The 18838-nt window shown below is 65.5% G+C and carries 20 protein-coding genes, 1 tRNA gene, 2 rRNA genes and 1 pseudogene (1 of these 24 only partly in view); 11 read left to right on the top strand and 13 right to left on the bottom strand.

Going from position 1 to position 18838, the window contains the following annotated elements; genetic code table 11:
• The 3 genes from K8P63_RS17345 to K8P63_RS17335 all read left to right on the top strand — a co-directional run.
• Nucleotides 1-1271: ribosomal RNA gene (locus K8P63_RS17345) — 23S ribosomal RNA — on the top strand (it extends 1523 nt beyond the left edge of the window).
• 122 nt (nt 1272-1393) lie between these two features.
• A 5S ribosomal RNA gene (gene rrf / locus K8P63_RS17340) occupies nt 1394-1508 on the top strand.
• Between the two features lie 168 nt (nt 1509-1676).
• A tRNA-Met gene (locus K8P63_RS17335) sits at nt 1677-1753 on the top strand.
• Nucleotides 1754-2027: 274 nt separating this feature from the next.
• Here K8P63_RS17335 and K8P63_RS17330 read toward each other — a convergent pair.
• The 6 genes from K8P63_RS17330 to K8P63_RS17305 form a co-directional block, all read right to left on the bottom strand.
• On the bottom strand, nt 2028-2654 hold the full coding sequence (locus tag K8P63_RS17330; protein WP_223797246.1) for a class I SAM-dependent methyltransferase: 627 nt from the start codon (nt 2652-2654) through the stop codon (nt 2028-2030).
• Nucleotides 2651-2983 (bottom strand): hypothetical protein, encoded by a 333-nt coding sequence (locus K8P63_RS17325; RefSeq protein ID WP_223797245.1) that lies wholly within the window; start codon nt 2981-2983, stop codon nt 2651-2653. Before K8P63_RS17325 ends, K8P63_RS17330 begins: the two co-directional genes overlap by 4 nt.
• Entirely contained in the window at nt 2980-3540 is a 561-nt protein-coding gene (locus K8P63_RS17320) for a metallophosphoesterase family protein (protein WP_223797244.1), read from the bottom strand. Before K8P63_RS17320 ends, K8P63_RS17325 begins: the two co-directional genes overlap by 4 nt.
• Nucleotides 3541-3550: 10 nt before the next feature.
• Nucleotides 3551-4381, bottom strand: coding sequence for an aldo/keto reductase (locus tag K8P63_RS17315; protein WP_223797243.1), 831 nt, complete (start codon nt 4379-4381; stop codon nt 3551-3553).
• Nucleotides 4382-4497: 116 nt separating this feature from the next.
• The gene (locus K8P63_RS17310) at nt 4498-5061 is read right to left on the bottom strand and encodes a DUF1993 domain-containing protein (protein WP_223799866.1); all 564 of its coding nucleotides are present in this window, start codon (nt 5059-5061) and stop codon (nt 4498-4500) included.
• Between the two features lie 95 nt (nt 5062-5156).
• A complete protein-coding gene (locus K8P63_RS17305; protein ID WP_223797242.1) occupies nt 5157-5414 on the bottom strand; it encodes a hypothetical protein in 258 nt (85 codons plus the stop codon).
• A 186-nt stretch (nt 5415-5600) separates the two neighbouring features.
• On the opposite strand from K8P63_RS17305, the gene K8P63_RS17300 reads away from it, so the two are divergent.
• The gene (locus K8P63_RS17300) at nt 5601-5864 is read left to right on the top strand and encodes a DksA/TraR family C4-type zinc finger protein (RefSeq protein WP_223797241.1); all 264 of its coding nucleotides are present in this window, start codon (nt 5601-5603) and stop codon (nt 5862-5864) included.
• Between the two features lie 28 nt (nt 5865-5892).
• Here the strand turns inward: K8P63_RS17300 and K8P63_RS17295 are convergent, their stop codons facing one another.
• The 5 genes from K8P63_RS17295 to K8P63_RS17275 all read right to left on the bottom strand — a co-directional run bounded on the left by K8P63_RS17295 (nt 5893) and on the right by K8P63_RS17275 (nt 11689).
• Complete coding sequence (locus K8P63_RS17295; RefSeq protein WP_223797240.1) at nt 5893-6234, bottom strand: TfoX/Sxy family protein; 342 nt, start codon at nt 6232-6234, stop codon at nt 5893-5895.
• 73 nt (nt 6235-6307) lie between these two features.
• A complete protein-coding gene (locus K8P63_RS17290; RefSeq protein ID WP_223799865.1) occupies nt 6308-7195 on the bottom strand; it encodes an exonuclease domain-containing protein in 888 nt (295 codons plus the stop codon).
• A 77-nt stretch (nt 7196-7272) separates the two neighbouring features.
• Nucleotides 7273-8106 (bottom strand): exodeoxyribonuclease III, encoded by an 834-nt coding sequence (gene xth, locus K8P63_RS17285; RefSeq protein WP_223797239.1) that lies wholly within the window; start codon nt 8104-8106, stop codon nt 7273-7275.
• Nucleotide 8107: 1 nt separating this feature from the next.
• On the bottom strand, nt 8108-10636 hold the full coding sequence (gene ligD / locus K8P63_RS17280; protein ID WP_223797238.1) for a DNA ligase D: 2529 nt from the start codon (nt 10634-10636) through the stop codon (nt 8108-8110).
• Nucleotides 10637-10675: 39 nt separating this feature from the next.
• The gene (locus tag K8P63_RS17275; RefSeq protein WP_223797237.1) at nt 10676-11689 is read right to left on the bottom strand and encodes an ATP-dependent DNA ligase; all 1014 of its coding nucleotides are present in this window, start codon (nt 11687-11689) and stop codon (nt 10676-10678) included.
• A 106-nt stretch (nt 11690-11795) separates the two neighbouring features.
• Between K8P63_RS17275 and K8P63_RS17270 the strand changes: the two genes are divergently transcribed.
• The 4 genes from K8P63_RS17270 (at nt 11796) to K8P63_RS17255 (ending at nt 14336) form a co-directional block, all read left to right on the top strand.
• Nucleotides 11796-11993 carry a KTSC domain-containing protein gene (locus K8P63_RS17270; protein WP_263282657.1) on the top strand — a complete coding sequence of 66 codons (198 nt, stop codon included), beginning with the start codon at nt 11796-11798 and terminating at the stop codon, nt 11991-11993.
• A 48-nt stretch (nt 11994-12041) separates the two neighbouring features.
• Nucleotides 12042-12953, top strand: coding sequence for a non-homologous end joining protein Ku (gene ku / locus K8P63_RS17265; RefSeq protein WP_223797235.1), 912 nt, complete (start codon nt 12042-12044; stop codon nt 12951-12953).
• Nucleotides 12946-13902 (top strand): GNAT family N-acetyltransferase, encoded by a 957-nt coding sequence (locus K8P63_RS17260; protein ID WP_223797234.1) that lies wholly within the window; start codon nt 12946-12948, stop codon nt 13900-13902. Before ku ends, K8P63_RS17260 begins: the two co-directional genes overlap by 8 nt.
• Nucleotides 13903-14021: 119 nt before the next feature.
• Nucleotides 14022-14336, top strand: coding sequence for a hypothetical protein (locus K8P63_RS17255; protein WP_223797233.1), 315 nt, complete (start codon nt 14022-14024; stop codon nt 14334-14336).
• Here the strand turns inward: K8P63_RS17255 and K8P63_RS17250 are convergent.
• A complete protein-coding gene (locus K8P63_RS17250; protein WP_398287874.1) occupies nt 14333-14905 on the bottom strand; it encodes an alpha-ketoglutarate-dependent dioxygenase AlkB in 573 nt (190 codons plus the stop codon). The genes K8P63_RS17255 and K8P63_RS17250 overlap by 4 nt on opposite strands.
• Nucleotides 14902-15771, bottom strand: coding sequence for a DUF763 domain-containing protein (locus K8P63_RS17245; RefSeq protein ID WP_263282656.1), 870 nt, complete (start codon nt 15769-15771; stop codon nt 14902-14904). Before K8P63_RS17245 ends, K8P63_RS17250 begins: the two co-directional genes overlap by 4 nt.
• A 145-nt stretch (nt 15772-15916) precedes the next feature.
• Between K8P63_RS17245 and istA the strand changes: the two genes are divergently transcribed.
• The 3 genes and pseudogenes from istA to K8P63_RS17230 form a co-directional block, all read left to right on the top strand.
• Entirely contained in the window at nt 15917-17482 is a 1566-nt protein-coding gene (istA, locus tag K8P63_RS17240; protein ID WP_223796967.1) for an IS21 family transposase, read from the top strand.
• Nucleotides 17415-18149 carry an IS21-like element helper ATPase IstB gene (gene istB, locus K8P63_RS17235; protein WP_223796966.1) on the top strand — a complete coding sequence of 245 codons (735 nt, stop codon included), beginning with the start codon at nt 17415-17417 and terminating at the stop codon, nt 18147-18149. The genes istA and istB overlap by 68 nt, the downstream gene beginning before the upstream one ends.
• Before the next feature lie 206 nt (nt 18150-18355).
• Nucleotides 18356-18652 (top strand): annotated as a pseudogene (locus tag K8P63_RS17230) (transposase); the annotation flags it as partial.
• Nucleotides 18653-18838 lie beyond the last annotated feature (186 nt).

Raw genomic sequence — 18838 nt, 5'->3', positions numbered from 1 at the left:
GTATAGACCGTACCCGAAACCGACACAGGTGGTCTGGTAGAGTATACCAAGGCGCTTGAGAGAAGTGTTCTGAAGGAACTCGGCAAATTGCCTCCGTACCTTCGGAAGAAGGAGGCCCCAACTAAGCGCAAGCTCTGTTGGGGGGCACAGGCCAGGGGGTAGCGACTGTTTAGCAAAAACACAGGGCTCTGCTAAGTCGGCTTCAAGACGACGTATAGGGTCTGACGCCTGCCCGGTGCCGGAAGGTTAAGTGGAGATGTGCAAGCATCGAAATGAAGCCCCGGTAAACGGCGGCCGTAACTATAACGGTCCTAAGGTAGCGAAATTCCTTGTCGGGTAAGTTCCGACCTGCACGAATGGCGTAACGACTTCCCCACTGTCTCCAGAACATGCTCAGCGAAATTGAATTCTCCGTGAAGATGCGGAGTACCCGCGGTTAGACGGAAAGACCCCGTGCACCTTTACTGCAGCTTCAGAGTGGCATTAGGAAAGAACTGTGTAGCATAGGTGGGAGGCTTTGAAGCCAGGTCGCCAGATCTGGTGGAGCCATAGGTGAAATACCACCCTGTTGTTTTCTGATGTCTAACCTCGATCCATGAAACTGGATCAGGGACCCTCTGTGGCGGGTAGTTTGACTGGGGCGGTCGCCTCCCAAAGAGTAACGGAGGCGCGCGAAGGTTGGCTCAGGCCGGTTGGAAACCGGCTGTTAGAGTGCAATGGCATAAGCCAGCCTGACTGCGAGACTGACAAGTCGAGCAGAGACGAAAGTCGGTCATAGTGATCCGGTGGTCCCTCGTGGAAGGGCCATCGCTCAACGGATAAAAGGTACGCCGGGGATAACAGGCTGATAACCCCCAAGAGCTCATATCGACGGGGTTGTTTGGCACCTCGATGTCGGCTCATCACATCCTGGGGCTGGAGCAGGTCCCAAGGGTTTGGCTGTTCGCCAATTAAAGTGGTACGTGAGCTGGGTTCAGAACGTCGCGAGACAGTTTGGTCCCTATCTGCCGTGGGCGTCGATATTTGAGAGGACTTGTCCCTAGTACGAGAGGACCGGGATGAACGTACCTCTGGTGCACCTGTCGTTCTGCCAAGAGCGCAGCAGGGTAGCTATGTACGGACGAGATAACCGCTGAAAGCATCTAAGCGGGAAGCTCCCCTCGAGATAAGATATCTTAGGACGGTCGAAGACCACGACCTTGATAGATCGGATGTGGAAGTGGGGTAACCCATGGAGCTAACCGATACTAATTGTCCTATTCGCGCTTGAGAGTTCCACCATCAATGACAGGGCTGTCCGCAGCATTGTCGGCGATCACGTGGTTCGGCTCGGCATAGTGTTAGTGTGCACGCATCGATTTCTGACCCATCAGCATCCGCGCCGGCCCCATAGCTTGGTGGCCTTAGCGTCTGTGACCCACCCGATCCCATCCCGAACTCGGCCGTGAAACCAGACAGCGCCGATGGTACTATCGCTTAAGCGATGGAAGAGTAGGTCGCCGCCAGGCTTTGAAGCCGGCGCGAACGCTGATTAACCCATTCACAATGTTACCTTTTGCGCCTCAGGCGCCGGCAGCCGCATCCGCGGCTTTGGCTATCCTCGCATAAGCTCGGACGGCCGGTCGGCCTTGCGGACCTTCGGTCCGGGATCCAGGCCCGGGGCCAACACCAGTTGTCGCGGGGTGGAGCAGCCCGGTAGCTCGTCAGGCTCATAACCTGAAGGTCACAGGTTCAAATCCTGTCCCCGCAACCAACAAAAAGCCCGCAAGTCGAAAGACTTAGCGGGCTTTTCGCTGTCTGCTGCAGATCGCGCCAACTTGCCGGTGGAAGCAGCGTGGAAGCGCGCGGGATCGAAGTGGCGGTTATCATTGGCGGTCCTCGCGCGTTCGTACCAGTCAGACGCCCCGGTGATCGATGCCGAGTCGAGAGCGAGCGCGTGGCGTCTCAACCCAGGTGTTCGATCGGGTTGAAGCCTGGCCGATCTCAATGGAGCTCCCGAAGGTTTCCCTGGCACTCGCTTCTGGTAGTCAGGCCCGGCCGATGACAGCGACTAATGGGTCGCTCCCACCACCATCGGCAAGCAACTCGACCGTGATGTCGCGGAAGCCGGCGCGCTCGAGGTAGAGCCGGATCAATGCGGCATGTCCGTTCGTATCGAGCGACCGCCAGATGGCGACGGCCTTGGTCGGGAAGCAACGGTTCGAGAAGCTGACAATGAACGGGGAGCCCGGCGTCAACACGCGGCGTACATCGGCGAACACCGCGATGGGTTGCTGGAGATATTGCGCACCGACGCAGCAGAGCGCGGCATCGAACGATTGATCGTCCAGCGGCAGTGATGTTTCGCGATTGAGGTCCTGCACGAACCAGCCATCCAGCCTTGGATTGGCGGCGAGCTCTTCGGCGTTCATGCCGTGACCGACGACAGCGGCGTAGGATCGGTCGGATGGCAGGTGGCTGACCCAGCTCGACATGAGGTCGAGCACTTGGCTGTTCTCCGGGAGCCGCTCCCGATAACAGGCGGTCAGCGCCGCCACCGCTCCTTCGTCGATATGCGTGACCAGCCGCGGTGGAGCGTAGAAAGCGAGATCGTCGCCTGAATCCTGCTTCGAAAACGCACCGGCGGGCAGCTCGGGCAGCGGGTCGTTCGTCATGGTGCGCTATCCTGCTCGCTCAGCCAACTGGCATACGGAGTGTTGACGACGAGATGGCGATTGAGATCGGGCGAGCCGTCCCGCCACCACACCGGCCCGCGCTCGCCGAGCGCCACCTTGGCGCGATCGACCTGGGCACGTGCCTCGGCAAGGTGCGCTTTGTCGGCGGCACGCAACGCGGCTCCTACCGCCCGTCTCGCCGTCATGAGTTCGCTCACCAACGCGGCGCGCTGCTCTTCCGGCAGGCTCGGGTTCGATCGCCGCCACAGGCGGCCGCGAACCTCGAAATAGCGGCCGTCCGGCGTAACCGGGTAAGCGTCTGCGCTCACGCTGCCGCCTCACGCGATCGTGTTGGCGGGTTCTGCCGAGCGAGGTTCTCGCCAGGCTCGACGTCGACCGAGGCTCGCCCGACGAGCGCCGCGAGCGTCGTGGGCCGGAAATGACGAGCGTCTACCCCGACGTCGAACTGGCGCGGCAATGGCTTCAGCTTGCCGTGACTATGGCCGTGCAGGTTGATCGAGCGGCGATGCTGCCCGTTCCAGCTCCTGAACGGGTAGTGGCACAGCACCAGCAGGACACCGTCGTGCGTCAGTTCGGCATAGTCCTGAACGCTCGCCCAGCCGGCGGCTTCACCGGTCCCAGGATCGTCATTGTTGCCGCGGACGAGATGCTTGGTGCCGTTGAGCCGAGCGAGCAAGGCTGGCACGTCCGCCGACCGGCGTGCGACGTCACCAAGGTGCCAGATCTCGTCCTCGGGACCGACCACCTCGTTCCAGCCGGCAACAATCGCCGCGTCCATCGCCGCCACATCGGCAAACGGCCGATGGTGGATGTTGATCGTGCGATGGTCGCCGACGTGCGTGTCGGCGGTGAAGAAGAGCGCCATCGCCGAAAGCTCAGAGCATCTCAAGCGGGCGACGATTGCGCGGGCGCGGGAAAGCCGCGTCGAGGGTCGCAAGATCGGCGTCCGAGAGGACGAGATCCGCAGCCGCACGGTTCTCTCGCACATGAGCAACCGAGCCTGCCTTCGGAATGGCGATCACGCCGTCGTGGCGCATTGCCCAGGCAAGTGCGACCTGCGCCGGGGTCGCGCCGATCGCGGCTGCGACCTTGGCGAGGGTGGGATCGGCAAGGAGCCGTCCCTGTTCAACCGGGCTGTACGCCATGGTGGGGATGCCATGCTCCGCAAGCCAGGGCAGCAGGTCGTGTTCGGCACCCCGCCGCGTGAGATTGTAGAGGATCTGGTCGGTCACGCAGGCGCCTCCGTCCGCCGCGACGAGCTCTGCCATGTCGTCGGTATCGAGGTTGCTGACGCCCCAGTACCGGATCTTGCCCTCGGCCTTCAGCGCTTCCATCGCCTCTACGGTCTCGCCGAGCGGCACCCCCCCGCGCCAATGGAGCAGGTACAGGTCGAGCCGGTCGGTGCCGAGCCGCTTCAGGCTGGCCTCGCAGGCACCGCCGAGACGTTTGCGCGAGGCATTCTGCGGATCGGCCTTGCTGACCAGGAACAGCTGGTCGCGCACGTCCCCGAGCGCTTCGCCGATCAGGGTTTCGGCCGCACCGTCGCCATATATTTCGGCCGTATCGATGAGCGTCATGCCGAGTTCGACGCCCGTGCGCAGCGCCGCGATCTCGTCGCCGCGGCGATCGTGCCGCTCGCCCATCATCCAGGTGCCCTGGCCGAGCGCCGGCACCGTCTCTCCGCCTGGAAGCGTCACGATCTTCATGTTGGTCTCACCGCCGGAATGACTGACGACCTAACGCCGGATCTGTCGTTCCGGTGCAACGACCCGCCTTCAATCGCGGACGAGGAGGGGAGTGGCTTGACGCAGAATCGGTCGCCCTACCGCGAAGGCTCTGTGCCGGGCCGCAAGTACGCGAACATGTGCGCGACATAGTCGGTCTTGCCCAGCTCGACGCCTTGAGCGCGCAGGATGGCGTAGGCGGTCATGACGTGGAAGTAGAACTGGGGCAACGCCCAGTCGCGGACATATTGCTCGGCGGTAAGGTCGAACACCATGCCCTGCGGAAGCGCGTGAGCGATCGGTGTCGCGGGATCGATCCCCGGCGTGTCCGCTGCGATCGCCTCTACGAGCGTCAGGGTCTCGGCGATCCTGGTGCGTGCATCCGTGATGGAGCCAGGATGCTCGGACGCGTTGCGGCCTTCGTCCAGCAGCACCGCGATCGAGGGCGGGAACGTCTCCTGCCGCAGCCGGAACACCCCTTCCTGCGCCTGCACGCACGCGAACCGGATCTGGGTCGAGAGCGGGAACATGTCGGGAGCGAGGCGGGCGATGAGCAGCGCTTGGGCTCGGTCGCGCGAAGTTTCCTCGGCCTTGCCCAGCCACGCCGAAAGCGCACCCAGCATCTGGGTGTAGGTCGGTACCAGGATGTCGTTCAGCATCATCATCTTTCTTCTTCAACGCGCGGTCTCCTCGATCTCTTGGGGCAATATCTGAGGAAGATCGACGATGGTGCGCGAGATTGCACCTGCTCCGGTGGCTAGAGCCCGACCTTCTTGAGGGCTGAGGCCAGCTCCGCGTCGATCGCAGGATCGTTCCTGGGCGTGACCCGATGGAGCGCGGTCTGCACCCGGCTTTGCGCTACCTGGAATGTCTTGTGCCGGACCTTGCGCACCGCGTTGGTTCGCCATGACGGGCTTTCGCCGAGCAATGCCGACCATTTAGCTTCTTCCGCCGCAAGGATTGCCAGGGCCAGCCGCAGACCATCACGCCGCCCATGGGCGTAATCGTCGGACATCGGCATCTCCTCAAGGTTCGCGCCATTGCTACGGTCTCTTCGCCTGAGGTTCCAGGTGGCTACTTGAAGCGGGCTCAGGCAGCGCACCGATAAACGCCGCCGTGGCCCATAGGTCCTGGGCGGTTGGATTGTACCCGCTGCCTGCCCATCTTCCAGGCCTGAGGAACACCAGAACGGACGGAAGAGATGGCAGGCGGTTGGACAAGAGATGGCGCGATCCAGGATCAGATCGACGACACGGTCACCGACGCCGTTCTGTTCGCACGATCGCGCATACCGGCGGGGGGTGGGGAGACGCATTGCACGGAGTGCGGCGACGAGATCCCCGAGGCCCGCCGCCGCGCCCTGACAGGCGTGCGTACGTGCGTACAGTGCCAGTCGGAGCGCGACAGCCGTCCGACGCTTTCCGCCTTCAACCGGCGCGGGAGCAAGGACAGCCAGCTGCGGTAGACGGGCGTTACACCGCCTGCACGCCGGCTCAGCCTGACGTTGGCTTGCGAGGCGGCTTCGGCTTGGGAAGAGGCAGCTCCGCGGTCGTGATCCGGACGAGTTCGGCGAGCCAGTCGCCATCGTCCCACCGATCGGCGTCGACCAGCAGGCACGGCTTCGCACCAGGATAAGGTGGGGCCTCCTCGATGCTCCCGGCGAACCCCCGCCCGCCTGTGGTAGGCTTGATGAAGAGCTGGCCCTCGCAGATCATCCCGAACATCTTGCCGTCGCAGTATAGGCCATATTCTCCGAACATCGGCTTGGCCGAAACGTCACCGGCTGCGGAGAGCTGGTCGACGATGAAGGTGGCGGTGTGTTTGTCGGTAGCCATGACGCCAGCATGTCCGATCCGAGAGGCAATTTCGAGGTGCTGATCTGCGCTCGAGCACGAAAGGTGCGTACGCCTATGCTGCGACGGCCGCATCAAGGGAGAAGCGCGCACGGAGATCGTCCTCTGCCACGATCTCGATTGCGGAGCCGTTGCGTCGTAGCTCCTCAGCGCGCCGATAAGGGCCGCTGGGAGCGAACCTGCCGAACGGCTGATCCTTGCTGATAACGAGCATCGTGGATGTCGTGCCGATCGACGCAACCACCCGGGCACCCATCCCAGCCAACCAAAGACCCAGGGCGCCGTCACGTGGCGCGCCCAGGATTGCGGCGCGATGCCCTTTGAGGTGGCCATCTGCTGCCGCTTTCGGTGCCGGACCCCCGCGCGGCTGCGTTGGCTTCAGCCAAGTGGCCAGATCGATCCCGGTGTGATCGATCGCTTTCACGATCACCATTCCGGCGGCACGAGCATCGCTCAATGCATCATGATGCTTGTGGCGGACCCCGAGGAAGCGGGTGAGCACATTCAGCCGGTGGCTGGGAAGGTCGGGCCAGGCGCGCTTGGCGACCCGCACGCTGTCGAGCCATGTCGTCTCGATCATCTCGCGCCGATGCACGCGGCAGGCGGCGGCGAGCGCTCCCTTATCGAAAAGGGAGTGCGCTACAGTGGTCCGACCTGAGAGATGGCCATCGACGACTGCGTGGATGTGGGCAAAGGTGGGTTGCCCAAAGACGTGATCGCAGCTGATGCCGTGGATCCGCGTGTTGAACGACGAGAACTCATCGCACGGATCTACGAGGCTTTCGTACGCGAACACCTCCGAACCATCCCGAAAGCCGACGATCCCGATCTGGCAGATGCTGCTGACACGCGAGCATGCGGTTTCTACATCGACGACGACAAAATCGACCTGCGGCTTATCGTCCCACGGCGCCGGCGCAATGTCCGTTTTCGAAGCTGTCATGACCGGCATGCCCTGGAACATACCATGTCGAGTCGGTAGCGACAGTGGTTGCGTAACACGCCTTCCAAACTGGCCGATCAGGTGGAGGAAGCGGGCCTTGCCTTGGCTTTCCGCCGTGCCGGGGCCGGTGGCTTCGCCTCGTCGGCGAGCTCGATCCAGACCGGCGCGTGGTCGCTGGTCTTCTCCCAGCCGCGCACCTCGCGGTCGACCTGGGCGTCGACCAGCCGCTCGGCCGGCGCCGGGCTGAGCAGGAAGTGATCGATGCGCAGGCCGGCATTCCGCGCATAGGCATTCCGGAAATAGTCGAAGAAAGTGTAGATCGTCTCGTCCGGATGAATGGTCCGCAGCGCGTCGGTCCAACCTTGCTCGAGCAGGCGGAAGAACGCCGCGCGAACCTCGGGCGCGAACAGCGCGTCCTCGGTCCAGCGCTCGGGTTTGTAGACGTCCCGCTCGGTCGGCATCACGTTGAAGTCACCGGCAAGCACGACGGGAGCGCCTGAGGCGAACAGCGCTGCGGCGTGTTCGATCAGCGTGTCGAACCAGGCCATCTTGTAGTCAAACTTGGGTCCGGGCCGCGGATTGCCGTTGGGCAGGTAGAGCCCGGCGATCAGCACGCCGTTGACGGCGGCTTCGAGGTAACGGCTCTGCGTCGGATCGGGATCGCCCGGGAGTCCGCACCGGGTCTCGTGGATCTCGCCGACGCGGCTGAGGATGGCGACACCGTTCCAGCTCTTCTGACCGTGCCAGATCGCATCGTAGCCGAGATCGCGGATAGGCACTTCCGGGAACTTCTCGTCCGGCGCCTTCAGCTCCTGCAGGCAGACGATGTCGGGTTGTTCCTCCTCGAGCCAGCGGAGGAGGACGGGCAAGCGGCCGTTGATGCCGTTTACGTTGTAGGTGGCGATCTTCATCCTACAGGTCCGGCAGCACCTGGTCGGCGCGCCCCCAGCCGATCAGATCCTTCGACGCCGCCCGCTTCAGCAACTCCGCCGCGTCGCCGACATGCCAGCGCGAGGCGCCGTCGAGCGTCCGCAGCTCCTCCCAGGTGATCGGCACCGCCACCGGCGCATGTTCGCGGGCCCGGGCGCTGTATGGCATCACCGCGGTCGCGCCGCGCTGATTGCGCAGATAGTCGACGAAGATGCGACCGGTGCGCTTGGCCTTGGCGAGCGCGGCGGTGAAGCGGTCGGGCTCGGTCTGCGCCAGCACCTGCGCAAAGCGGTGGGCGAAGTCCTTGACCGCCGGCCACTCGGCCTGGGGTGTGAGCGGCGCGATGACGTGGACGCCTTTGCCGCCGGTCACCATCGGGAAGGTCACCAGCCCCATCTGCCCGAGCAGCTCCTGAACGTGGAACGCCGCGGAGATGACATCCTTGAACTCGAGGCCTTCGTCCGGATCGAGATCGAACACCAGCCGGTCGGCCTTCTCAACGTCCTCGATGCGCGCGCCCCAGCCGTGATACTCGATGGTGCCCATCTGCACGCAGGTGACCAGCCCCTCCGCATCGTCGATGAAGAGATAGGGCTCGTCGTGTCCGTCCTTTTCCCGGATGCCGACATGGTGGACGTGATCGCCGAAGCTGCCGGCGTCGTGTTTCTGGAAGAAGCATTTCTTGCCGCGCCCCTGCGGGCAACGGACCAGGCTGATCGGACGGCTGCCCGCCCATGGCAGCATGATCCCCGACACCGCCTGGTAATAGTCGGCGAGCTCGCCCTTGGTGATCTTGCCCTCGGGGAAGATCACGCGCTCGCGGTTGGTGACGCGAACCTTCGTTGCCGCCGGTGCCGTGGCGGCGGCCTCCACCTCGGCGACTGGGGCTTCCTTCTCGACGACGACGGCTTCCGCCTTCTTGTCGAGGCGTAGCCCGAGATAACTCGAGTGGCGCAGCACGCCGTCTCCGGTCACCTCCATGAACGCGATCTCAGCGACGAGCTTGGGCTGGATCCAGTGGGCGCCGCGCACCGCCGCGCGCGGGGCCTCGACGGTAGGCGTCTTGACCTCGAGCGGCGTCATCAGGCCCATCAGCTTGTCGATCTCGTCGGCGGTGTAGCCGGTACCGGCCTTGCCGGCGTAGCGCAGCTTGCCATTCTCGTTGACCCCGAGCAGCAGCGCACGAAAGCCGCGCTGCTTGTCCGACGGCGTCCAGCCGACGATCACGAACTCCTGACGCTTGATGCACTTTGTCTTGACCCAGCTGCCCGAGCGCGAGCCGACATACTTCGCATCGGCCCGCTTGGAGATGACGCCTTCCAGCCCGGCCTCGCAGAAGGTGCCGAACAGCTCCTCGCCGCGGCCGACGATGTGATCGGAGTAGCGGATCTTGGACGTGCCCGAGCCGATCAGGGTGGCGAGCTTCTCCTTGCGCTCGGTCAATGGCCGGTCGGTCAGGTCGTCACCGTCGAGCGCGAGCAGGTCAAAGGCGTAGTACAGGATCGAGCCAGGGTCTTCCTTGAGCGCATTCTGCAGCGCCTGGAAGCTGGTCCGGCCCTCGGCATCAAGCACGACGGCCTCGCCGTCGAGCAGTGCCGAGGAGACATCGAGCGTGGCGGCGTCCGCGACGACGGGCGCGAACTTGTCGGTCCAGTCGAGGCCCGAGCGCGTGTACGCGCGGCCATCACCGCCGCCGATCGAGATCAGCGTGCGGTAGCCGTCATATTTCATCTCGTGCAGCCAGGCGTTGCCGGCGGGCACATGGTCGACGAGCGTGGCCAGCTGGACCGGCCGGAACGGCGGGGCGACGCCTTCCGGCTTGGCTTTCTTCGTCCGACGTGCCGGCGCGGGAGCAGATGCTGCCGGCGGCTCCGCCTTGGTGGCGGTGGCCCGCTTCCTCGTCGGTTTCTTGCCGGCCGCGATCTCGGCCATGGTCAGCCCGCTCTCGACGCCGGTGAGGTGCGTCGTCACGAGGTCGTCCGAGCCGCCGGCATGCTCGTCGGCGACCTTGCGCAGCAGCCAGTTCTCGCCCTTTTCGCGGCCGCGTGGCTTCAGCCGGATCATGATCCACTCGCCTTTCATGCGATGACCATGGAGGATGAAGTGGAGATGCCCCTCGGGGATGGTCTTGCGCGGATCCTTGCCGGCGATCGATTCCCATGTCCCATTGTCCCACAGCATCACGGTGCCGCCGCCATATTGGCCCTTGGGGATCGTGCCCTCGAAGGTCGCATAGTCGAGCGGGTGGTCCTCGGTCCTGACCGCAAGCCGCTTGTCGTCCGGATCGGAGCTCGGTCCTCGCGTCACCGCCCAGCTCAGCAGCACGCCGTCGAGCTCGAGGCGGAAATCGTAGTGGAGCCGGGTCGCGTCGTGCTTCTGAACCAGGAAGCCATTGCCGGACGTCGGCTTGGTCGCGCCAGCGGGCTCGTCGGTTTTCGCAAAGTCGCGCTTGGCGCGGTAGGTGGCGAGGCTATCGGTCGCCGACGATTCGGTTGTGGAGGTTCGGGCCATGGCAGCTCTCGTCCTAGCAGGAATGTCTTGGTGGCCGGCTCATCGATCGAGCGTCGCCAGCTCGGCGGGGCGCAGCTCGTAGACGAGCTGCTCCATCGTGCACTGCTCCGGCGCCTTGTCGGGACGCCAGCGCAACAGGCGGGTGCCATGGCGGAAGCGTGCGCCTGTAACCTGATCGTAGAGGACCTCGACGACGAGCTCGCTGCGCAGCGGCTCCCATTCACTCTCCTCGCCATTGTTCCAGCGGCTGGGGCCGCCGGGCGCCTTGCCGGTGAAGCCAGGGGCTCCGATCAGAGGCTCGAGCCTGGCGGCGAGCGCAACGCGATCTGCCGCCGCGATCCCAGAGGTGAACCCGACATGGTTCAAGCGGCCGGCATCGTCATACAGCCCGAGCAGCAGCGAGGCGACGCCGTTCCCGTCCTTCGCGCGCCGGAATCCGCCGACCACGCAGTCCGCCGTCCGATGCTGCTTGACCTTGAGCATCGCACGCTCGCCGGGGCGGTACGGCTCATCGAGCCGCTTCGCGACGACGCCGTCGAGCGCCCCGCCGCTCTGCGCCAGCCACGCCCACGCCGCCGCGAGATCGCCGCAAGGCGACAGCAGCAGCGAGGGATCGCCGTGGCGGGCATGGAACGCCTCCAGCGTCGGGCGGCGTTCCGCGAGCGGCTTGGTCAGCAGATCGTCCTCGCCGTCGTGCAGGCAGTCGAACAGCATCAGCTGCGCCGGGGTCTCTCGCGACAGCTTCGTGATCCGGCTCTCTGCGGGATGGAGCCGCGCTTGCAGCGCATCGAACGACAATATGTCGCCGACCGGCAGGATCAGCTCGCCGTCGAGGGCGAACCGCGCCTGGTCGATCCCGGCGACCAGCGCCACGATCTCGGGAAAGTAGCGAGCGAGCGACTTGCCCGACTTCGACAGAAGCTCAACCGCATCGCCGTCGCGGAACACCAGTGCGCGGAACCCGTCCCACTTGGGCTCGAACTGCCAGCCGGGCTCCTCCGGCAGCTCGGTGACGAGCTTCGCCTCCATGGGCGCCGAGGCCGGTGCGGTCATGATGCGGCAATCGCCAAGGACAAGATCTCCGGTTTAGCGTTCCTGTCGCTGGTTTGCGCCGGAGAGATCGGCACATAGCGGCGTTCCTGCCTTCGTGCCGTCCAGCGTGATCCAGAGCTTCGTCTACGACAAGGAGGAACAGCGCCTCGCCGTGCGCTTCGTCAGCGGCAAGGTCTATACCTACGACGATGTTCCGGCTGAGGTCGCGGAGGGGTTCAAGGCGGCGGCGTCGAAGGGGACCTACTTCAACGATGTGATCCGCGACCGATTTCCCTTCGCGCGCAGCCGATCACGGGGCAGATAGTCTTTCAAGCCGCGGGTTGCGGCATCGATCGGACTCAGGAGCAGAAGCATGGCCGCACGTCCCTACTGGCGGGGCCAGATCCGGCTCGCTTTGGTCTCGATCCCGGTCGAGATCTTCTCCGCGACCAAGAGCGGGGCCGCGGTCGCGTTCCACCAGATCTACGAGCCGACCGGCCAGCGCATCAAATATGAGAAGACCGTGCCGGGTATCGGCCCGGTCGACGTCGACAAGATCATCAAGGGATTCGAATACGCCAAGGGCGAGTATGTCCTCCTCGACGATAAGGAGATCGAAGGCGTCAAGCTGGAAAGCAAGAAGACGCTCGAACTGACCCAGTTCGTCGACAGCCACGAGATCGACCCGATCTACTTCGACAAGCCATACTACGTGGTGCCGGCCGACGACCTCGCCGAGGAGGCGTTCGTGGTGCTGCGCGAGGCGCTGAAGCGCAGCCACAAGATCGGGCTCGGCCAGCTGGCGATGCGCGGCCGCGAATATGTCGTCAGCATCAAGGGCTGCGGTCGCGGGATGGTCATGGAGACGCTGCGCTACGCCGACGAGGTCCACAAGGCGGCGAGCTACTTCCGCGACATCGGCGAGACCAAGCCCGACGACGACCTGCTCGACCTCGCGCAGACGCTGATCGACAAGAAGACCGGCGCTTTCGACGCCAGCGATTTCCACGACCGCTATGTCGATGCGCTGAAGGAGCTGATCGAGGAGAAGCGGAAGGGCAAGACCATCAAGATCGAGGACGACAAGGCCGCCGATCCGCGCGGCAGCAACGTCGTCGACCTAATGGCGGCGCTCAAGAAGTCGCTCGGGTCATCGGCCACCGCAGCGAAGCCTGACGCGCCCGACGAAGCACCCAAGAAGAAACCGGCTGCGAAGAAGCCGGCCAAGGCGAAGGCCGAGGCACCCGCCGAACCCACGAAGGCGCCGGCGCGCAAGCGTGCCTGAAGGAGAAGATGATGCGCTGCGCGACGCGGCGGCGCACCGCGGGCTCAAGCTGGTCAAGTCGCGCAAGCGCAAGGCCGGCGTGGGCGATTATGGTCGCTATGGACTGACCGACGGTGCCGGCAAGGAGCTGTTTGGGTTTGGGCCCGACGGCCTGACCGCGCTTGCCCCCGACATCCGCGACTATCTGCGCAAGGCGGAGGTCTCGACCTGGGCGCAGTCCGCACAGGTGACACCGGATCGTCCAAAGCCGAGCCGCACCGCCTCCGAAATCGTGGCTGCCAACGATGCTGAGGCGGCTGAGGATGTGTCTGCGGCAGCGGCCGAGAGCGATGATCAGGACAAGCGGACGAGTCAGCCGGCGGGAGCGGGCAAGCGACGTAAGCCGGGGGCATTCACCACCAGAAAAAAGGCCGCCGAACCGCCGCCTCCGCGCCAGCCGAAAGCAGAGCCCGAACCCATACCTCAGCCTGAGCGTGAGCCTGAGCCGGAGCCAGAGCCGGAGCCTCAACCGGAGCCCGAGCCCGAGCCAGTTCTTGCAACACGCACCGCAGCCAAGGCGGACCTTGACGAGATCAGGACGCTGATCGGCGACCAGGACTCGGCTGCGACGTTCGCCTCGCGTTTCAACGAGCTCAAACGCGCTGGCGGCGGCGTGATCGTCGCCGAGCGGGGCAGGGTGCTCGGCTGCGTCGCCTGGCACGTCATCCTCGGTTTGCAGGAGGCTCCGATCGGCCGCTTGACGCTGCTCGTCGTGGCGGAGGACGAACGGCGGGAGGGCATTGGCCGTGCGCTGGTCGATGCTGCCCGGTCGGCGATGGTCGACCAAGGCTGCACAAAGGTCGAGGCGATGAGCGACATCGAGGTCCGCAACGCCAACGGCTTCTTCCGAGCCCTCGGGTTCGAGCAGAAGAGTTACCGCTTCGTCAGCGATGCCGAACCTAACATCTGATCGCTTCTCGTCGGTTGTTTGCCCCGCGTGAGCGAAGCTCACTAGAAGAATTGCCGTTGAGACGCGGGTTGCGCGCGGCGTAGGAGAACGTCCAATATCGTGAGCGGAGATCCGAGACGATGGTCGAAGCAAGCTGGGGCGATGCGGCATCGCCCGACATCAATTGGCGCATGAGCGCCGCGCTGGAGAACGTACCGCGCGGCCTTGAAGAGCTTGTCGAGGTGACGAGCCTCGAGAAAGCGGTACGCGCATGGCTCGCTTTGGACCTGACGCATCAGGAGGACGCGATTCTCATCCCGCAGCACGCGTTGATCGTGGAAGGGGTCTCGATGATCGAGATCCGCGGTGACAATATCGGCTCTCTTGCCTTGAAGCTGCCTGATGCGGACGAAGCCGAAACTGGCGACAGCCCTCATTTGGACGACGCCGGCTAGGAGGACCTGACCCGCAGGCTCCGGAACGTGATCGACCAGCGTGCCTGGTCCATCTCGACGATGCTGTGCTCCCACTCTTGGCGGGCCTCACCGCTGAGATGATAGGCGCCGCGGGGCGGCAGGGGCACGCCGACGCGCTCGAAGCGGGTGCCGACCCGGCGGCGAAAGCGCATCGTCGCCTCCGCACCCAGCGACAGCCCAACCACATGCTCGAATGCCGGCCGGTCACGATGCCAGCCGATGCCGGCGCCTGGATCGTAGCGGATCAGCAAGGCCTGGACGAGATCGTCCGCGGGTAGCCCGGCGAAGGCAGCCGCGCGATCCCGGATCGGCAGCAGCCACTCCGGCAGGGGTTCGCCGCGCTCGAGCCGCCCCGCGTCGAAGTCGTAGCGCCAGCCGAAGGAGCTGGTCAGCCGCTTGCCGGTCCAGCCCTGGAAGCGGAACGGCGAGAGCGCGGTCGCGTCGATCGCCTCGATCAGCATCCGCTCCTCGGCTTCGCTGATCAGATCGTCCTGTGACGCGAGGCCGGGCAGCGCAGCCAGGTCGAACAGGTCCGCCATGGCCATCATGCCGCGCTGTCGTCGGCTTGCGGCTGTGCCGGCTGCTCCCAGCCGAACACGCTGCGGCCGCCGAACGCGTGTGAGCGGCCGCGCTCGTCCGCGATCAGCGCGTCGACCGAAGGGCCGGTCGCGGTGGCTTCGAGGCGCCGCGCCTGCTGGTCGAGGCGTCGGATCGCCGCCAGCTTCTCGTCCTGGCCGAGCTTTGCGGCGTCGACCGCATTCTTCATGACCGCGATCGTCCGATCATAGACATGCGTCGGCACGGGATAGGGGTGACGGTCCTTGCCGCCATGCGCGAGACTGAAGCGGGCAGGGTCGCTGAAGCGACAGGGAGCACCGTGAACTACCTCCGCCACCATCGCGAGCGAGCGAACGGTGCGCACGCCGATGCCCGGCACCAGCAGCAGTTCGGCGAAGTCCTTGGGTCCTCGATCGGCAGCAGCCGCCAGCGCGCCATGCAGCCGGCGCTCGACGACGTCCTCGGCCCGGACCTCGTGATGATCCGGCATGATTAGGTGCGGCAGCGTGGCTTGTGCGGGCGGTGCAGGTGCCTTGGTGCTCATGGGCTGAAGCCGGGAGAGTTCGCGGACGATCCCGTCGGGACCAGCATCCCTGATAAGGTCCAGCTGCCGGTCGCGTGAGGCGGCGGCGCGCCGGTCGGTCAGGTTGACGATCCGGCCCTGATTGGCGCCCTCGACCGCGGCGTGCGGTGCGTCGACGAAACTCTCAAGTCCTTCGGAGAGCCAATGGTAACGACGCGCCTGCTTGCGGTCGCCGTTCATGCCCTGCTGCACGACCACCCAGCGCCCGTCGTCGGCGACGATGAAGCCGTGGAGGTAGAGGTCGAACCCGTCTTGGACGGCGGCGCTGTCCACCTTGGCGACCAGCCGGCTCGAGCGAGCGAGCGCTGTGAATCGGCCTGCAATGTTGACCCCGTTCGGGGCTGATCGGCGTGCAAAATTGACCCCCCTGAACTGAGCGGTTCACGCCCGGCGCTTTGCGCAGGAGCGGTCGGGGAGAATGCTGGTCGTGGAGACGGTGGCGCGCATCCGGCGCGAGTTCTACGTCAAGGGTAAGAGCATCAAGGAGATCGTGCGCGACCTGCGGGTGTCGCGGAACACGGTGCGCAAGGTGCTGCGGTCCGGCGAGACGGACTTCTCCTACGAGCGGACGGTGCAGCCGCTGCCGAAGCTTGGGCCATGGTCGGCGGATCTCGAGCGGCTGCTGGAGGCCAACGAGCGCAAGCAGCGGCGCGAGCGCCTGACGCTGGTCCGGGTGTACGAGGAGCTTCAGGGGCTAGGCTACCGTGGCGGCTACGATGCCGTTCGCCGCTATGCCACGGCATGGCAGCGTGAGCGGTCGGCGGTCACGGCGGCGGCCTACGTGCCGCTGAGCTTTGCGCCGGGCGAGGCCTACCAGTTCGACTGGAGCCATGAGGTCGTCGTCATGGCGGGCGTGACGACGACGGTGAAGGTCGCGCACATGCGGCTCTGCCACAGTCGGATGTTCTTCGTGCGGGCCTACCCGCGCGAGAGCCAGGAGATGGTGTTCGACGCCCACGACCGGGCGTTCGCCTTCTTCGGCGGCGCCTGTCAGCGCGGCATCTACGACAACATGAAGACCGCGGTGGACGCCATCTTCGTCGGTCGTGAGCGGCGCTACAACCGGCGCTTCCAGCAGATGTGCGGCCACTACCTGGTCGAGCCGGTGGCATGCACGCCGGCATCGGGCTGGGAGAAGGGGCAGGTCGAGAACCAGGTCGGGCTGGTGCGCGAGCGCTTCTTCACGCCGCGGCTGCGCTTCAGGAGCTACGACGAGCTCAACGCCTGGCTGCTCGACCGCTGCACCGTCCATGCCCAGCGTGCCGCGCATCCCGAGCTCAGGGACTGCACGGTCCAGCAGGTGTTCGAGGCGGCCGACCGGCCTGCGCTCATCGCCTACCGCGGACCCTTTGACGGCTTCCACGCCCTGCCAGCGGCGGTGTCGAAGACGCTGCTGGTCCGCTTCGACTACAATAAATACTCGGTGCACGCGAAGGCGGCGGGGCGCCCGGTCGAGGTGCACGCCTATGCCGAGCGCATCGTCATCCGGCAGGAGGGCGAGGTCGTCGGCGAGCATGCCCGGCGCTTCGGCCGCGACCAGACGGTCTACGACCCGTGGCACTATGTGCCCGTCCTGGCACGCAAGCCCGGCGCGTTGAGGAACGGCGCCCCCTTCAAGGACTGGCCGCTGCCGGTGGCGCTGGAACGCGTCAGGCGGAGGCTGGCGGGCCATGCCGACGGCGACCGCCAGATGGTGGGCATCCTGGCGGCGGTGACGACGGACGGGCTGGATGCCGTTGAGGCGGCCTGTGCCGAGGCGCTCGCCGGCGGCACCGTCAGCCGCGACGTCGTGCTCAACGTGCTCACCCGCCAGCGCCAGACCGCCGCTCCCGCCACCATCGCCACGCCCGAGGCTCTGCGGCTCGGCCGCGAGCCCGTCGCCGACTGCGCCCGCTACGACAGCCTGAGGAGGTCCTATGGAACGTCACGCCATCCTGGAGATGATGGGAACGCTGAAGCTCGTCGGCATGCGCCATGCCTATGACGAGGTCGTCGCCGATGCCGTGAAGCGGCAGCACTCCGCTCAGCGCGTCGTCGGCGACCTGCTCAAGGCCGAGATAGACGAGAAGCAGGCCCGCTCCATCCGCTACCAGATGACGACCGCCAAGCTGCCGCTCGCCAAGGAGCTCGCCGACTTCGACTTCGCCGGCACCGGCATCAACGAAGGCCTGGTCCGCGATCTCGGCACGGGTGCCTTCCTCGAGGCGCAGCGCAACGTCGTGCTGGTCGGCGGCACCGGGACGGGCAAGACGCATCTCGCCATCGCCATGGGGCGTGCCTGCGTCCGGGCCGGAGCGAGGGTCCGCTTCTACAACACCGTCGACCTCGTGAACCAGCTCGAGGCCGAGGCCCGTGCCGGGCGCCCTGGGCGCATCGCCGACCACCTGTCGCGGCTCGACCTCGTCATCCTCGACGAGCTTGGCTACCTGCCCTTCGCGCTCTCGGGCGGCCAGCTGCTCTTCCACCTCGTCAGCAAGCTCTACGAACGGACCTCAGTGGTGGTGACGACCAACCTTGCCTTCGGCGAGTGGCCCACGGTCTTCGGCGACGCCAAGATGACGACCGCGCTCCTCGACCGGCTCACCCACCACTGTGACATCGTCGAGACCGGCAACGAGAGCTGGCGCTTCAAGAACCGCGAAGCCGCCTGAAACCCTTCCCCCGGACCCCCATCCCCCGGGTTGACCCGGTGGGTCCACAGGCACCTCCCACGGCCGTCACCGCCTGCGCTCGTGGCGGCGCGCGGCGCCGGCCGTGGGGCCCTCCTGTGGACTACCGGGACAACCCGGCTGCCCATCAGAAAAGGGGGTCAAAGTTGCACGCCGATACGGGGTCAACTTCCCGAGCCGATTGACAGGTCGGCGCATGGCTTGGATTGACCACCCGGCGCTACCAGTCGGGCGAAGTAGACTATGGAGGCCATATCTCCCGCCGCGGCGATGCGCATCTACGAGCGCTTCTTTACGAGGCGGCAACAACGATCCTGACGCGTGTCGCCGCCGACAGCACGCTCCGAACCTGGGGGATGGTGCTGCGCGAGAAGCTTGGGTTCAAGCGCGCGGCGATCGCGGTCGCAAGGAAGCTTGCCGTCATCATGCACAGCATGCTCAAGAGCGGCCAGTGCTTCGAGCGCCTTGCCAGCAACCCAGCCTGAGCCGACCAGTGACCCTTTGACCATCTGACCCGTTCGCATCTCGTTCAGATGCGCCGAGATGTCCCTGCCGGGACGTGGGCTGGATCATTCCGACTATGGGAGTGCAGGAGTCTCCGGGCTCATTGCGGCGAAAACATAGGAAGATCCGTTCCGCGAAACCCATGATGCGGCGGCAAGTCCCGACCG

It is taken from the genome of Sphingomonas nostoxanthinifaciens (genome assembly GCF_019930585.1).
Taxonomy (GTDB): Bacteria; Pseudomonadota; Alphaproteobacteria; order Sphingomonadales; family Sphingomonadaceae; genus Sphingomonas_I; species Sphingomonas_I nostoxanthinifaciens.
This window is presented reverse-complemented; position numbering and strand designations above follow the sequence as displayed.

Excerpts from the sequence above, each read along its gene's own strand:
- K8P63_RS17330 (WP_223797246.1), bottom strand. The coding sequence starts at position 2,654 with ATGACGAACGACCCGCTGCCCGAGCTGCCCGCCGGTGCGTTTTCGAAG.
- K8P63_RS17320 (WP_223797244.1), bottom strand. The coding sequence starts at position 3,540 with ATGGCGCTCTTCTTCACCGCCGACACGCACGTCGGCGACCATCGCACG.
- K8P63_RS17315 (WP_223797243.1), bottom strand. The coding sequence starts at position 4,381 with ATGAAGATCGTGACGCTTCCAGGCGGAGAGACGGTGCCGGCGCTCGGC.
- K8P63_RS17310 (WP_223799866.1), bottom strand. The coding sequence starts at position 5,061 with ATGATGCTGAACGACATCCTGGTACCGACCTACACCCAGATGCTGGGT.
- K8P63_RS17305 (WP_223797242.1), bottom strand. The coding sequence starts at position 5,414 with ATGTCCGACGATTACGCCCATGGGCGGCGTGATGGTCTGCGGCTGGCC.
- K8P63_RS17300 (WP_223797241.1), top strand. The coding sequence starts at position 5,601 with ATGGCAGGCGGTTGGACAAGAGATGGCGCGATCCAGGATCAGATCGAC.
- K8P63_RS17295 (WP_223797240.1), bottom strand. The coding sequence starts at position 6,234 with ATGGCTACCGACAAACACACCGCCACCTTCATCGTCGACCAGCTCTCC.
- K8P63_RS17290 (WP_223799865.1), bottom strand. The coding sequence starts at position 7,195 with ATGACAGCTTCGAAAACGGACATTGCGCCGGCGCCGTGGGACGATAAG.
- xth (WP_223797239.1), bottom strand. The coding sequence starts at position 8,106 with ATGAAGATCGCCACCTACAACGTAAACGGCATCAACGGCCGCTTGCCC.
- ligD (WP_223797238.1), bottom strand. The coding sequence starts at position 10,636 with ATGGCCCGAACCTCCACAACCGAATCGTCGGCGACCGATAGCCTCGCC.
- K8P63_RS17275 (WP_223797237.1), bottom strand. The coding sequence starts at position 11,689 with ATGACCGCACCGGCCTCGGCGCCCATGGAGGCGAAGCTCGTCACCGAG.
- ku (WP_223797235.1), top strand. The coding sequence starts at position 12,042 with ATGGCCGCACGTCCCTACTGGCGGGGCCAGATCCGGCTCGCTTTGGTC.
- K8P63_RS17255 (WP_223797233.1), top strand. The coding sequence starts at position 14,022 with ATGGTCGAAGCAAGCTGGGGCGATGCGGCATCGCCCGACATCAATTGG.
- K8P63_RS17250 (WP_398287874.1), bottom strand. The coding sequence starts at position 14,905 with ATGATGGCCATGGCGGACCTGTTCGACCTGGCTGCGCTGCCCGGCCTC.
- istA (WP_223796967.1), top strand. The coding sequence starts at position 15,917 with ATGCTGGTCGTGGAGACGGTGGCGCGCATCCGGCGCGAGTTCTACGTC.
- istB (WP_223796966.1), top strand. The coding sequence starts at position 17,415 with ATGGAACGTCACGCCATCCTGGAGATGATGGGAACGCTGAAGCTCGTC.